Below are 14427 nucleotides of genomic sequence, written 5' to 3'. Positions count from 1 at the left end.
GGCACGCATCATGACCCTCACACCCAAGAACAAGCTGATTGCCGCACTGGTCGTGGCGGCCGTCGCGGCGGTCGGCTACTACGGCTGGACGCGGCTGAAGCCCTCCGGTCCCGGCGCTGGCTTCGTCAGCGGCAACGGCCGCATCGAAGCCACCGAGGTCGACGTGGCGACCAAGCTCGCGGGCCGGGTCTCCGAGATCCTGGTCGGCGAAGGCGACTTCGTGGCCGCCGGCCAGCCCCTGGCGAAGATGCAGATCCAGGTGCTGGAAGCGCAGCGCGACGAAGCCAACGCCAACCGGCAGCAGGCGATCAACGCGGTCGCGAGCGCCCAGGCCCAGGTCGCCGTGCGCGAGAGCGACAAGCTGGCCGCGCAGGCCTTGGTGGCGCAGCGCGAGAGCGAGCTCGATGCCGCGCAGCGGCGCTTGGCGCGTTCGGAAACCCTGTCGCGCGAGGGCGCTTCGTCGGAGCAGGAACTCGACGACGACCGCGCCCGCGTGCGCAGCGTGCAGGCCGCAGTGGGCGCCGCCAAGGCCCAGGTGAACGCGGCGCAGGCGGCGATCGATGCGGTGAAGGCGCAGCTCGTGGGCGCCCGTTCGGTGGTGACAGCGGCCGAGGCCACGGTCAGGCGAGTCGAGGCCGATATCGCCGACAGCGAGCTCAAGGCCCCGCGCGACGGCCGCGTGCAGTACCGCATCGCGCAGCCTGGCGAGGTGCTGGGCGGCGGTGGCAAGGTGCTGAACCTGGTCGACCTGTCGGACGTCTACATGACCTTCTTCCTGCCGGAGACCGTGGCCGGCAAAGTGGCACTGGGCAGCGAAGTGCGCGTGCTGCTCGACGCGGCGCCGGGCTACGTGATTCCGGCCAAGGTGTCCTTCGTGGCCGCCACGGCGCAGTTCACGCCCAAGACGGTGGAGACCGAGAGCGAGCGGCAGAAGCTGATGTTCCGCGTCAAGGCGCAGTTCGACCGCGAGCTGCTGAAGAAGCACCTGACGCAGGTCAAGACGGGACTGCCCGGCGTGGCGTGGCTCAAGATCGACGCGCAGGCCGCATGGCCTGCCGAGCTGGCGGTCAAGATTCCCCAATGAGCCGCCCGGTCGCGCGGATCGTCGGCCTCGGCCAGCGTTATGGCAAGACCGTGGCGCTGGACGGCATCGACCTGGAGATCCCGGCCGGGCGCATGGTCGGCCTGATCGGCCCCGACGGGGTCGGCAAGTCCAGCCTGCTGTCGCTGCTCGCAGGGGCGCGCGCGGTGCAGCAGGGCACGGTCGAGGCGCTCGGCGGCGACATGGCCGCCAAGCGCCACCGCGACGAGGTCTGCCCGCGCATCGCCTACATGCCGCAGGGCCTGGGCAAGAACCTCTACCCGACCTTGTCGGTCGAGGAGAACCTGCAGTTCTTCGGCCGGCTGTTCGGCCACGATCGCGCCGAGCGGCGCCGGCGCATCGACGAGCTGACCCGCAGCACCGGCCTGCAGCCCTTCCTGGCGCGGCCGGCCGGCAAGCTCTCGGGCGGGATGAAGCAGAAGCTGGGCCTGTGCTGCGCGCTGATCCACGACCCGGACCTGCTGATCCTCGACGAGCCCACCACCGGCGTCGACCCGCTGGCGCGGGCGCAGTTCTGGGACCTGATCGCGCGCATCCGCGGCGAGCGCGCCGGCATGAGCGTGATCGTCGCCACCGCCTACATGGACGAGGCGCAGCGCTTCGACTGGCTGGTGGCGATGGACGACGGCAAGGTGCTGTCCACCGGCACGCCGCAAGAGCTGCTCGACCGCACCGGTACCGCCTCGCTGGAGGCGGCCTTCATCGGGCTGCTGCCGGAGGCCAAGAGGCGCGGCCACACGGAAGTGACCATCCCGCCACTGCCGCAAGGCGATGGCGGCGACAACGTCGCCATCGAGGCCAGGGACCTGACCATGCGCTTCGGCGATTTCGTCGCCGTGGACCATGTCAGCTTCCGCATCCGCCGCGGCGAGATCTTCGGCTTCCTCGGCTCCAACGGCTGCGGCAAGTCGACCACCATGAAGATGCTGACCGGCCTGCTGCCGGCCAGCGAGGGCCAGGCCTGGCTGTTCGGCCACGAGGTGGATCCGCGGGACATCGACACCCGCCGCCGCGTGGGCTACATGTCGCAGGCCTTCTCGCTGTACACCGAGCAGACCGTGCGGCAGAACCTGGTGCTGCATGCGCGGCTGTTCCAGGTCCCCGAGCCGCAAGTGCCGGCGCGGGTGCAGCAGATGGTCGAGCGTTTCGAGCTGCAGGAGGCACTCGACGCGCTGCCCGACGAACTGCCGCTGGGCATCCGCCAGCGCCTGTCCCTGGCGGTGGCGATGGTGCATCAGCCCGAACTGCTCATCCTCGACGAGCCGACGTCGGGCGTGGACCCGGTCGCACGCGACAATTTCTGGCGCCTGCTGATCGAGCTGTCGCGCCGCGACCGGGTGACGATCTTCATCTCGACGCACTTCATGAACGAGGCCGAGCGCTGCGATCGCATCTCCCTGATGCACGCCGGCCGCGTGCTGGTCAGCGACACGCCCGCCGGCATCGTTCGCGCGCGCGGCGCCGCTTCGCTCGAACAAGCCTTCATCGGCTTGCTGGTCGACGCCGGTGGCGGCGCCTCGGCGCCAACCGCCGAGGCAGCGCCTTCCGGGCCGCCCGCCGCGGCCGCACCACTCGCGCCGCACCCGCGCCGGCGCCGCTTCAGCTTCAACCGCATGTTCAGCTACCTGTGGCGCGAGACGCTGGAACTGCAGCGCGATCCGGTGCGCGGCACGCTGGCGCTGGTCGGCTCGATGGTGCTGATGTTCGTCATCGGTTACGGCATCAGCCTCGACGTGGAAGACCTGCGCTACGCGGTGCTCGACCGCGACCAGACCGGGCTGAGCCAGAACTACGCGCTCAATCTGTCCGGGTCGAGGTACTTCATCGAGCAGCCGCCGATTGCCGACTACGCCGAACTCGACCGCCGCATGCGCAGCGGCGAACTGTCGCTGGCGATCGAGATCCCGCCCGGCTTCGCCCGCGACATCCAGCGCGGCACGCCGGTACAGGTCGGCGCCTGGGTCGATGGCGCGATGCCGCAGCGCGCCGAGACCGTGCGCGGCTACGTGCTGGGCATGCACCAGGGGTGGCTCGTCGACCAGGCCACGCATCGGCTCGGCGTGACCCTCGCGAGCGCGGCCACCATCGAGACCCGCTTTCGCTACAACCCTGACGTCAGGAGCCTGCCGGCGATGATCCCGGCGGTGATCCCGCTGCTGCTGCTGATGCTGCCGGCCATGCTGACCGCGCTGTCGGTGGTGCGCGAGAAAGAGCTGGGTTCGATCATCAACCTGTATGTCACGCCGGTCACGCGTGCCGAGTTTCTGCTGGGCAAGCAGATTCCCTATATCGCGCTCGCCATGCTGAACTTCCTGCTGATGACGCTGCTCGCGGTGACCGTGTTCGGGGTGCCGGTCAAGGGCAGCTTCTTCGCCCTGGCATTGACGACCCTTGTCTACTGCGTGGTCTCGACAGGGATCGGCCTGCTGGCCTCGACCTTCACGCGCAGCCAGATCGCGGCGATGTTCTTCACCATGATCAGCACCATCCTGCCGGCGGTGCAGTTCGCCGGCATGATCAACCCGATTTCCTCCCTCGAAGGCGCCGGCAGGCTGATCGGCGAGATCTACCCGGCCACCTACATGCTGGTCATCAGCCGTGGCGTGTTCAGCAAGGCGCTGGACCTGTCCGATCTTCACGGCGCGTTCTGGCCGCTGCTGGTCACGGTGCCGGTCGTGCTCGGAGTGACCATCGGCCTGCTCAAGAAGCAGGACAGCTGAACATGCCCCGGATCGCCAACGTCTACCGCCTCGGCATCAAGGAGCTGTGGAGCCTGGCGCGCGACCCGGTGATGCTGGTGCTGATCGTCTTCGCCTTCACCGGGATGGTCTACAGCGCCGCGACCGCCATGCCCGAGTCGCTGCACAAGGCGCCGATCGCCATCGTCGACGAGGACGGCTCGCCGCTGTCGTCGCGCATCGCGTCGGCCTTCTATCCGCCGCAGTTCACGCCACCGTCGACGATCTCGCTCGGCGAGGTGGACGCCGGCATGGATGCCGGCCGGTACACCTTCGCGCTGAACATCCCGCCCAACTTCCAGCGCGACGTGCTGGCCGGCAAGTCGCCGGCGCTGCAGCTCAACGTCGATGCCACCCGCATGAGCCAGGCCTTCACGGGCAGCGGCTACATCCAGCAGATCGTGCTGTCCGAGGTCAACGAGTTCGTGCAGCGCTATCGCGGCAGCGCCGTGGCGCCGGTGGACCTTGCGCTGCGCATGCGATTCAACCCCAACCTGACCCAGCCGTGGTTCGGTGCACTGATGGAGATCATCAACAACGTCACGATGCTGTCGATCATCCTGACCGGCGCGGCGCTGATCCGCGAGCGCGAACACGGCACCATCGAGCATCTGCTGGTGATGCCGGTCACGCCGGCGGAGATCATGCTGAGCAAGGTCTGGTCGATGGGGCTGGTGGTGGTGCTGGCGGCGACCTTGTCGCTGATGCTCGTGGTCCGGGGCCTGCTTCAGGTGCCGATCGAAGGCTCGATCATGCTGTTCCTGGCCGGCGCCGCGCTGCACCTGTTCGCCACCACCTCGATGGGCATCTACATGGCGACGTTGGCGCGCAACATGCCGCAATTCGGCATGCTGCTGATACTGACCCTGCTGCCGCTGCAACTACTTTCCGGCGGCGTGACCCCGCGCGAGAGCATGCCCGAAGGGGTGCAGAACCTGATGCTGCTCGCGCCGACCACGCACTTCGTGGAACTGGGGCAGGCCATTCTCTACCGCGGTGCGGGCATCTCGGTGGTATGGAAGCCTTTCCTGTGCCTGCTGGTGATCGGCACCGCCCTGTTCGCCCTGTCGCTGGCGCGCTTTCGCAAGACCATCAGCCAGATGGCCTGAGTCCGGCGGAAAGCCGCAAGCGCCCAGGGCCTGTTCACACTATTTCCGGGGACCCTGACCCTCTTTTCGAATTCCCCGGAAAGTGGCATCCTGACCCCCCGCGGGTGCTCGTCAGCCCGTCCCTGGAGGTAGGCATGGCCGCTCGGTCGATCGCATCCTTGTCCCTGGGTTTCGGCTTGGTCTCCATACCGGTCAAGCTGTATTCGGCCACCGAAAGCAGTGGCACGGTCAAATTCAACCTGCTGGCCAAGGACGGCTCGCGCGTGAAGCAGCAATACGTGTCCGAGAAAGATCCCAGGGTCATCGTGCCGCGCTCCGAGATGATCAAGGGCTACGAGTTCGAAAAGGACCGCTACGTGCTCTTCACCCCCGAAGAACTCAAGGCGGTGGAAGAAAGTGCGAGCCATGCGATCGACATCGTGAGCTTCATCCCCGAGAAGGCGGTCGACCCCCTCTACTACGACAAGGCCTACTTCCTCACGCCCGACAAGCGCGGCGCGAAATCCTATTCGCTGTTGCGTGCGGCGATGCGCAAGAGCGGCCGCTGCGCGCTCGCGAAATGGGCCTGGAAGGGCAAGCAGTACGTGGTCCAGGTGCGGGCGGCAGAGGATGGGCTGGTGCTGCAGCAGTTGCTCTATGCCGACGAGGTGCGCTCGCTCAAGGAGCTCGAGATCGAGGAGGTCAAGCCGTCGGACGCGGAAGTGAAGCTGGCGCTCCAGCTCATCGACCAGATCGCCCAGGACAGCTACGACCCGGCGCAGTACGTCGACGAGGAAAAGCAGCGCATCCTGGCCGCCATCGATGCCAAGATCGCCGGCAAGCAGGTGGTCGCGGCCGAAGAACGCGAGCCGGACTCGGGCGGCCAGATCATCGATCTCACCGAGATGCTGCGCGCCAGCCTGGCACGCGGCGGTAGCAAGCGCCCGGCGCCTGCGCCGGCGCAAGCCGTGACGGCGCTGGCCTCGAAGGAGCGCAAGGGCGTGAAGCGGGCCGGCACGCCGACGACCGAGGTCGCGCCGCCGGCGCGTGCGCGATCAAGGAAGTGAGCCCGCTGCCGCCGGAGACGCCGCACACGCTGCGCGGGATCCAGGAAATGCTGGGCCTGTCGCGCAGCGCGGTGTCGCGGTTGATCGCCAACGGCTTCGTCAGCCCGTCGCGCGGGCCGAGGAACGAGTACCGCTTTTCGTTCCGCGACGTCGTGCTGCTGCGCACCGCTCACAAGCTGCAACTGGCCGACATCCCGACGCGCAGGATCGTGCGGGCCCTGCAGCGGCTGAAAGCCACGCTGCCTGCCGAGCTGCCCCTGAGCGGGCTGCGGATCACAGCCGTCGGCAGCACGGTCGCGGTGCACGAACGCGGCAGCCGATGGGAGGTGGAATCGGGCCAGTTGCTGATGGATTTCGAGGTCGCGCCGAGGCCCGGTTCCGTCGCCTTCGTGGAGCGCGGGCCGGCGGCAGACCCGGCGCTGGTGCAGACATCGGCCGACGCCCTGTTCGCGCGTGCCGAAGCGCTCGAGGCCAGCGATCGAGGGGCGGCCGAGCGCGCCTATCGCCAGCTGCTCGACGCGTTGCCAGACCATGCCGACGGCTATCTGAACCTCGGCGCGATGCTGTGCGAAGCCGGCCGCGACGCCGAGGCCGTGGCGCTCTACGACTCCGCCCTGGCGCGCTGTCCCGATGTGGCGCTGCTGCACTTCAATCGCGCGGTGGCCTTGGAGGACCTCGGCCGCTACCCAGAGGCCCTTCAAAGCTACGACCGCTGCCTGGTGTTGGAGCCCGGCATCGGTGATGCGCACTTCAATGCCGCGAGGCTGCACGACCATCTGGGAGACAAGCAACAGGCCATTCGCCATTTCAGCGCCTATCGCCGCCTTCAAAAGAAATGAACGGATCTGGCTCTTTGGCGACTCGGCCGGATGCCGTTAGAACTATCGACCGCCTGCCGATGCGGAAAAGCGACCCAAGCCCGACTTTGTGCGCACGGGGCCGGTTCGCGCTCGCAAATCCGACCCCAAAGCACGGGTCTGCCGGCAAAATTGCTTATCTATGAAAACGATTCTCGAGAGCGGACCCGAAGCGGCGGATGACTGGGCCACGCGCATCGCCACCGTGACGGCGCATGCCGACGTGCGCGACAACGGCCTGATCGCGGGCTCGATCGGCAGCCTGCTGCGCGTGGTGCGCGAGCAGCTCAATCTCGAGGTGGTCTTCGTCGGCGAGTTCGTCGACGGCCATCGCGTGTTCCGCCACATCTCTTCGAAGGCCGACGATGCGGTCATCAAGCCAGGCCAGTTCCACCCACTGGACGAAACCATCTGCCAGCGCATCATCGACGGCCGGATGCCGTCGATCGTGCACGACGTCGCGAGAGTCCGCTCGGACTACGGTCTCGCCTGCTATTACGAGGCGCTCGGCGGCCACATCGGCGTGCCGGTGCGACTCTCGGATGGCACGCTGTACGGCATGCTGTGCGGATTCAGCTTCGAGGCCTGCCCCCATCTGGACCCGCGCGACGTGAGGCGGCTCGAGATGGCCGCGAATGCCACGGCCCGCCTGATCGCGCAGGCCGAAGGGCGCGACGTCGACTTGCTGGTTCCGACCCACTGATCGGCTGCGGGCCCGGGCGACGTTGGGCCCCAAACGTCAAAAGCTGTATCCCCTTCGACGCTCCGATCCGCCGAATGGCGGATACACATCCGCGCCCGCCGGGCCCAGACTGACTGCCCGGCGTTTGGCAACGGAACCCATGAACCCAGACTTCCACACCCTCGGCGCAGCGGCGGCGGCTCGCCGCGGATGACGCCGATCCCTCCCGTGCCCGCCATCGTCTGCGTGCGCCGCAAGTCGGCGCTGCTCGCCGCCATCTCCCTGTTGCTGGTCGCGCTCGGCTGGCAGGGCCGTGCGATGGGCTACCCGATGGGCATGACGCTGCTGGCCGCTTCCACGGTGCAGGCCATGATCTGCTGCGCGATGTTCCGCAACCGGCTGCTGAAGGCGATGGTTGCAGCCAATTTCCTGCTCTTCCTGTTCCACGCGATCGTCATCAGCCACTTCCTGGAGCAAGACAGCGCGCCGATCATCTTCCATCTCGCAGACTTCGGCTGCGCCGTCATCGGCGGCGCCTCGCTCGTGTTCACACCGATCGAGACCATGGCCTTGATCGTGCGCGAGGCCTATCTCCGGCGTCCGCGGCCGCGCACCCCGCCCTGATCCCTATCGGATCAAGGCCTGCAGGTCCCTGAAGCGTGGATGCTCGGCCGTCCGCAGCCATTCGAATCCGACCATCTCCGTGGTCACGAGCTCGGCGCCCGCGCCGGCCAGCCGGTCGAAGGCCGCGTCGCGGTTGCGCTCGGTGCGCGAGCTGCAGGCGTCGGTCACGACCCAGACTTCGAATTCGTCCTCGAGCAGGTCGAGCGCGGTCTGCAGCAGGCACACATGGGCCTCGCAGCCGGCGATCACGATCGTGTTGCGCTCCTCGGCCGCGGCCGGCTTCTGCAGGTGCTTGGGCAGGCTGCGCGCATTGCCCTGCGGCGCCTTCGCCGGCGCCCGCAGCCATTCGCCGAGGCCCTCCTCGGCGCCGCTGAAATGCATCTTGGCCAGCGTGCGCTGACACAGGGCGCGGATGTCGGGCAGGTTCTCGCCGAGCTTCGACGGGTTCTGCTCCGTGCCCCAGACCGGGACCTCCACCAGCCGGGCGATCTCGCCGAGGCGGACCGCGTTCTTCGCAACGGCCTCGGCCTCGAAGATGGCGGGCATCAGGCGGGCCTGGTAGTCGACCAGAACCAGTTGGGATTGCGATGCATCGAGCAGCATGGGGAAACTCTTTCGGGGAAATACGTTGGAAGCCCCTAGACCGTACCACCGAACAGACCGTCAACCGTTCCCGAAGCTCTCAGGCTTTCAGTCCGGCAACAAGCGGATCAGCTTGCCGTTGGATTCGTCGGTCAACACATAGAGCAGGCCGTCGGGCCCCTGCCTCACGTCGCGGATGCGCGCCCTGCCGCCTTCGAGCAGCTTGTGCTCGGCCGTGACCTTGCCGTCCTTGAGTTCGATCCGGTCGAGGTAGCCGAACTTCAGCGATCCGATGAAGAGGTTTCCCTTCCAGCCGGCACCGTAGCGGTCGCTGGTCAGGAAGGCCATGCCCGAGGGAGCGATCGAAGGCACCCAGTAGTGCAGCGGCTGCTCCATGCCCTCCTTCTGCGTGATGCCGTCGCCGATCCGACCGCCACCATAGTTCTCGCCGTAGGTGATCACCGGCCAGCCGTAGTTGCGGCCGGCCTGCGGGATGTTGATCTCGTCGCCGCCTTGCGGCCCATGCTCGTGCATCCACAGTGTTCCGTCGGGCGCCAGCGTCGCACCCTGGCCGTTGCGGTGGCCGTAACTCCAGATCTCCGGCAGCGCGCCCGCGCGGCCGACGAAGGGATTGTCGGCAGGCACCGACCCGTCCTTGCCGATGCGCACGATCTTGCCCAGGTGGTTGTCGAGCCTCTGGGCGTCTTCCTTGCGGCTGAAGCGATCGCCGAGCGTGAGGAACAGCGTGCCGTCCCTGGCCTCGACGATGCGGCAACCGAAGTGGTTCCGGCTCGCCACCTTGGGTTTCTGGCTGAAGATGACGCTGACGCCTTCGAGCCGGCTGCCATCGGCAGACAGCCGGCCCCGCGCCAGCGCCGTGCCGTTGGCCGCCCCCCCCGCCTCCGGCTCGGAAAAGCAGAAGTACAGCGTGCGGTTCCGGGCGAAGGCCGAATCGACCTGCACATCCAGCAGCCCGCCCTGCCCACCCGCCGCGATCGGCGGCAAACCGGCCACCGGCGCCCCCAGCTTGCCATCGGCATCGACGACCCGGAGCCGCCCGGGCCTCTCGGTCACGAGGAAGCGCCCGTCAGGAAGAAAAGCCAGGCCCCAGGGGCTCTCGAGGCCTGAGGCGACAACCTCCGGCCGCGGCTCGGCGTGCGCGACGCTCATCGCCGCCACGGCACCGATCAGGAGACGGGACGACCACCTGCAGACGATCCGGTGCAGCAGCACTTTCATGCTTTCCTTCGAAACGGCGAATTCTGGAGCAGCGCCATTTCAACCCGAATTGCAAATCTTTTGCATTACATCGAGCCAAACACTTATCACCCATAACGGTGACTTTTACATTTGGGGATGTGAGAAAAGGAAAAAATTCTTTTCCCGACAATCATTTACATGCAAAATCCCGAATCCGCATGAAATTGACACCCCTGAGTGTCGTCCATATCCTACGCGCCATGCGACTTTTACTCCTCTCCGCCAGCCTGCTGCTCGCCTTTGCAGCCCACGCAGCACCGCAGCTGGACCGGACCGATGACCACCCTGCCGAAGCGCTGATGGTGGACAAGGGCCTGCTGGGTCAGTTCCAGCAGGTTCGCCAGACGGTTGCCGCCCGCACCTCCGATCTTGTGGTGACGGCCATCGGCTTCCTGGGCGTTCCGTACCGCCGCGGCGGCAACACCGTCGAGACCGGCTTCGACTGCAGCGGCTTCGTCCGCGCCATGTACAACCAGACGGTGGGCCACCTGCTGCCGCGCCGTGCCGAAGAGCAGGCCGCCGCCACCGAGAAGATCGACCGCAGCGAACTCAAGCCCGGCGACCTGGTGTTCTTCAACACCATGCGCCGCGCCTTCAGCCATGTGGGCATCTATGTCGGCGAAGGCAAGTTCATCCATTCACCGAAGCCGGGTGCGCAAGTCCGGGTCGAGGACATGAGCGGCAGCTACTGGCAGCGTCGCTTCAGCGGCGCGCGCCGGGTCGCGGCAGCGCAGGACGAAGGCAAGACTTCGGGCGAATAGTCCCAGCCCAAGCCGCACGAAAAAAAATCCCGCGCCAGGCGGGATTTTTTTTGGGTGCCCTTCCAGGAATACCGCGGATCCGGCTTTGCCGGTCCGCTGGTATTGCCCCCTGCAAGGGGGTGGGCGGCTACACGAAGTGAGCCAACCTGGGGGTCATCGCTTGATCGGCGGCAGGTCCGTGCAATGGCCGTGCACCGCCTCCGCGGCCAGGCCGATGCTCTCGCCCAGCGTCGGATGCGGATGGATGGTCTTGCCGATGTCGTAGGCATCGGCCCCCATCTCGATCGCCAGCGCGATCTCGCCGATCATGTCGCCGGCATGGGTGCCGACGATGCCGCCGCCGACGATGCGATGCGATACGGCATCGAACAGCAGCTTGGTGAAGCCCTCGTCGCGGCCGTTGGCGATCGCCCGGCCCGAAGCGGTCCAGGGGAACAGGCCCTTCTCGATCTTCACGCCCTCGGCCTTGGCTTGGTCCTCCGTGAGGCCGACCCAGGCGATTTCGGGATCGGTGTAGGCCACACTGGGGATCACGCGGGCATTGAAGGCCGCGCTGGACAGTTCCTTGTCGCCCTTCTGCTCGCCGGCGATCACCTCGGCCGCCACGTGCGCCTCGTGCACCGCCTTGTGCTCCAGCATCGGCTGGCCGACGATGTCGCCGACCGCGAAGATGTGGGGCACGTTGGTGCGCATCTGGATGTCGACCGGGATGAAGCCGCGGTCGCTGACGTTGACGCCGGCCTTCTCGGCGCCGATCTTCTTGCCGTTGGGGCTGCGGCCGACGGCCTGCAGCACCAGGTCGTAGAGCTGCGGTTCCTTCGGCGCCTGCTCGCCTTCGAAGGTCACGCGGATGCCGTCCTTGGTGGCCTCGGCCCCGACGGTCTTGGTCTTGAGCATGATGTTGTCGAAGCGCGGCGCGTTGAGCTTCTGCCAGACCTTGACGAGGTCGCGGTCGGCGCCCTGCATCAGGCCGTCGAGCATCTCGACCACGTCGAGCCGCGCGCCCAGCGTCGAATAGACCGAGCCCATCTCGAGGCCGATGATGCCGCCGCCCAGGATCAGCATGCGCTTGGGATCGACACCGAGCTCGAGCGCGCCGGTGGAGTCGACCACCCGCGGGTCCTTCGGCATGAACGGCAGGTGCACGGCCTGCGAACCCGCCGCGATCACGCAATGGCGGAACTTGACCGTCTGCGACTTGTCGGTCGTCTGGCGGCCGTCGCCCGTGACCTCCTGCACCTTGACGTGGAAAGCATCGATGAACTCGCCGACGCCGCGCACCGTCGTTACCTTGCGCATCTTGGCCATCGCGGCCAGGCCGCCCGTGAGCTTGGCGACGACCTTGTTCTTGCGGCCGAGCAGCTTGCTGCGGTCGATGGTCGGCGCGCCGTAGCTGACGCCGAGATCGGCGAAGTGCTTGACCTCGTCGATCACCGCGGCGACGTGCAGCAGCGCCTTCGACGGGATGCAGCCGACATTCAGGCAGACGCCGCCGAGCGTCGCGTAGCGCTCGACCAGGATCACCTTGAGACCGAGATCCGCAGCGCGGAAGGCGGCCGAATAGCCGCCGGGGCCGGCACCGAGCACCAGCAGATCGCAGTCGAAATCGACCGCGCCGGCATAGCTCGATGCGGCGGCCGGTGCCGGCGTCGCCGCAGCGGCGGCCTGCTTCGGCGCGGATGCCGGCGCGGCAGCGGGCGCTGCCGGTGCGGGCGCCGGTGCCGCGGCGGCGCCCTCGACCGCGTCCAGCGTCAGCACCACCGAGCCCTCCTTGACCTTGTCGCCGACCTTCACGGCCACCGACTTGACCACCCCGGCATGGGAGGACGGAATCTCCATCGAGGCCTTGTCCGATTCCACCGTGATCAGCGACTGCTCGGCCTTCACCGTGTCGCCGGCCTTCACCAGCACCTCGATCACCGCGACTTCATCGAAATCGCCGATGTCGGGCACCTTGACTTGTAGTTCGCTCATTTGGACACCTTGAGTTTGAGTGTGAGAACGTCGACCGGTCCGGCCGAATTGCGATCGAATTCGCAGGCCGCGGCCACGCCGGCCTCGGCGACGTCGCGCGCCGACCGCGCCTTGTCGTAGACCGCGTGCATGGCGCCGAGCGCAAAGCTGCGTCCCGAGCCGATGCTCCAGAACTGCTTGAACTCGAACACTTCGCGGTAGCTGTAGATACCGTAGACGCCGCTCGCGTTGGCCAGCAGCATCGTGAACTGGCTCGACTCGTAGGGCTCGTGCTCGTCTTCCTTGGTCTGCAGGAAGAAGGAATCCTTCAGCACCGGATGCAGCAGCGTGAAGGTGCGGAAGATCTCGTCCTTGCTGCCGAAGCGCAGCGCTTCCGTGGGCTGCGCAGCCAAGGCGTGCTGCAGCACCAGGAAATGCGCCGCAGCGCCGGCCACCGCGAACATGCTCTCGCCCGCCGCGTCCTTGACCATGAACAGCTTCTGATTGGCTTCGGCGCGATGCGACAGCCGCGTGTCGCCGAAGGTCACCAGCGAATCCGCCGCCATCACGACCTGACCGCCCTTGCGGACAGCCACCACGGTCGTCATAGGGGCTCGCGCCGGGCCGCCCCAAGGGAGCCGCCCCCTTCCGGGGGAAGCGCCACAGGCGCCTCGGGGGTCATAGCAGCACCCGTCTGAAGTCCGCGAGCACCTGGCCCAGGTAGGCGTTGAATCGCGCCGCCGCGGCGCCGTCGATCACGCGGTGGTCATAGGACAGCGACAGCGGCAGCGTCAGGCGCGGCACGAACTGCTTTCCGTCCCACACCGGCTTCATCTGGCCCTTGGACAGGCCCAGGATGGCCACCTCGGGCGCATTGATGATCGGGGTGAAGTGCGTGCCGCCGATGCCGCCGAGCGAGCTGATCGAGATGCAGCCGCCCTGCATGTCGGCCGAGCCGAGCTTGCCGTCGCGCGCCTTCTTGGCGAGCTCGCCCATTTCCTGGCTGATCTGCAGCACGCCCTTCTTGTCGGCGTCTTTCAGCACCGGCACCACCAGGCCGTTCGGCGTGTCGGCCGCGAAGCCGATGTTGTAGTACTGCTTATAGACCAGCTGGTCGCCGTCCAGGCTGGTGTTGAAGTCCGGAAACTTCTTCAGCGCCGAGACCATCGCCTTGATCACGAAGGCCAGCATCGTCACCTTGACGCCCGACTTCTCGTTCTCCTTGTTGGTCGCCACGCGGAAGGCCTCGAGCTCGGTGATGTCGGCCTCGTCATTGTTCGTGACGTGCGGGATCATCACCCAGTTGCGATGCAGGTTGGCGCCGCTGAGCTTCTTGATGCGCGACAGGTCGCGGCGCTCGACGGTGCCGAACTTGGTGAAATCGACCTTGGGCCAGGGAATCAGGCCCAGGGCTTCGCCGCCGCCACCCGCAGGAGCCTTGGCGCCGGCAGCCTTGGTCGTGGCCGCACCGCTCATCACCGCCCGGGTGAAGCTCTGGACGTCTTCCTGGGTGATGCGCCCCTTGGGGCCGCTGCCCTTGACTTCCTCGAGCGGCACGCCGAGTTCGCGCGCGAACTTGCGCACCGAGGGCGAGGCATGCGGCAGCTTGCCACTGGGCGCGACCGTGGGGTCGTGCGCCGGTGCGGCGGCGGCAGGCGCGGCGGCGGCGGGTGCCGGTGCGCTCGCCACCGCGGGTGCCGCCACCGCGGGTGC

13 protein-coding genes are annotated in these 14427 nt (G+C 67.3%); 8 read left to right on the top strand and 5 right to left on the bottom strand.

The window, feature by feature from the left end; genetic code table 11:
* The first annotated feature begins 10 nt into the window (after window positions 1-10).
* The 7 genes from AC1D2O_RS27025 to AC1D2O_RS26995 all read left to right on the top strand — a co-directional run bounded on the left by AC1D2O_RS27025 (window position 11) and on the right by AC1D2O_RS26995 (window position 8158).
* Complete coding sequence (locus AC1D2O_RS27025) at window positions 11-1084, top strand: HlyD family secretion protein (protein ID WP_478158193.1); 1074 nt, start codon at window positions 11-13, stop codon at window positions 1082-1084.
* Window positions 1081-3822, top strand: coding sequence for a ribosome-associated ATPase/putative transporter RbbA (rbbA, locus tag AC1D2O_RS27020; protein ID WP_478158192.1), 2742 nt, complete (start codon window positions 1081-1083; stop codon window positions 3820-3822). Before AC1D2O_RS27025 ends, rbbA begins: the two co-directional genes overlap by 4 nt.
* A 2-nt stretch (window positions 3823-3824) precedes the next feature.
* Window positions 3825-4949, top strand: coding sequence for an ABC transporter permease (locus AC1D2O_RS27015; RefSeq protein ID WP_478089243.1), 1125 nt, complete (start codon window positions 3825-3827; stop codon window positions 4947-4949).
* 134 nt (window positions 4950-5083) lie between these two features.
* Window positions 5084-5995, top strand: a complete 912-nt coding sequence (gene ku, locus AC1D2O_RS27010) for a non-homologous end joining protein Ku (RefSeq protein ID WP_478158191.1) — start codon at window positions 5084-5086, stop codon at window positions 5993-5995.
* Window positions 5992-6834, top strand: coding sequence for a tetratricopeptide repeat protein (locus AC1D2O_RS27005; RefSeq protein ID WP_478089241.1), 843 nt, complete (start codon window positions 5992-5994; stop codon window positions 6832-6834). Before ku ends, AC1D2O_RS27005 begins: the two co-directional genes overlap by 4 nt.
* Before the next feature lie 160 nt (window positions 6835-6994).
* Complete coding sequence (locus AC1D2O_RS27000) at window positions 6995-7555, top strand: GAF domain-containing protein (protein ID WP_478158190.1); 561 nt, start codon at window positions 6995-6997, stop codon at window positions 7553-7555.
* Window positions 7556-7744: 189 nt separating this feature from the next.
* Window positions 7745-8158 (top strand): hypothetical protein, encoded by a 414-nt coding sequence (locus AC1D2O_RS26995; protein WP_478089239.1) that lies wholly within the window; start codon window positions 7745-7747, stop codon window positions 8156-8158.
* Window positions 8159-8161: 3 nt separating this feature from the next.
* On the opposite strand, the gene AC1D2O_RS26990 is transcribed toward AC1D2O_RS26995, so the two are convergent.
* Both AC1D2O_RS26990 and AC1D2O_RS26985 read right to left on the bottom strand, forming a co-directional pair.
* Window positions 8162-8761 (bottom strand): isochorismatase family protein, encoded by a 600-nt coding sequence (locus AC1D2O_RS26990; RefSeq protein WP_478089238.1) that lies wholly within the window; start codon window positions 8759-8761, stop codon window positions 8162-8164.
* An 87-nt stretch (window positions 8762-8848) separates the two neighbouring features.
* Window positions 8849-9910: a PQQ-dependent sugar dehydrogenase gene (locus AC1D2O_RS26985; RefSeq protein WP_478089248.1), complete on the bottom strand. Its 1062-nt coding sequence runs from the start codon at window positions 9908-9910 to the stop codon at window positions 8849-8851.
* Between the two features lie 290 nt (window positions 9911-10200).
* On the opposite strand from AC1D2O_RS26985, the gene AC1D2O_RS26980 reads away from it, so the two are divergent.
* Window positions 10201-10761, top strand: coding sequence for a C40 family peptidase (locus tag AC1D2O_RS26980; protein ID WP_478089237.1), 561 nt, complete (start codon window positions 10201-10203; stop codon window positions 10759-10761).
* 153 nt (window positions 10762-10914) lie between these two features.
* Here AC1D2O_RS26980 and lpdA read toward each other — a convergent pair whose 3' ends face one another.
* The 3 genes from lpdA to AC1D2O_RS26965 form a co-directional block, all read right to left on the bottom strand.
* Window positions 10915-12735 (bottom strand): dihydrolipoyl dehydrogenase, encoded by a 1821-nt coding sequence (gene lpdA / locus AC1D2O_RS26975; protein ID WP_478158189.1) that lies wholly within the window; start codon window positions 12733-12735, stop codon window positions 10915-10917.
* The gene (locus AC1D2O_RS26970; protein ID WP_478089235.1) at window positions 12732-13322 is read right to left on the bottom strand and encodes an MFS transporter; all 591 of its coding nucleotides are present in this window, start codon (window positions 13320-13322) and stop codon (window positions 12732-12734) included. The genes lpdA and AC1D2O_RS26970 overlap by 4 nt, the downstream gene beginning before the upstream one ends.
* 70 nt (window positions 13323-13392) lie before the next feature.
* A partial coding sequence (locus AC1D2O_RS26965; RefSeq protein WP_478158188.1) for a dihydrolipoyllysine-residue acetyltransferase occupies window positions 13393-14427 on the bottom strand: 1035 nt, incomplete at its 5' end.

The organism is Variovorax sp. P1_G12 (assembly GCF_056405555.1).
The sequence above is the reverse complement of the archived record's forward strand: the minus strand, read 5'-3'. Positions and strand labels throughout refer to the sequence as shown.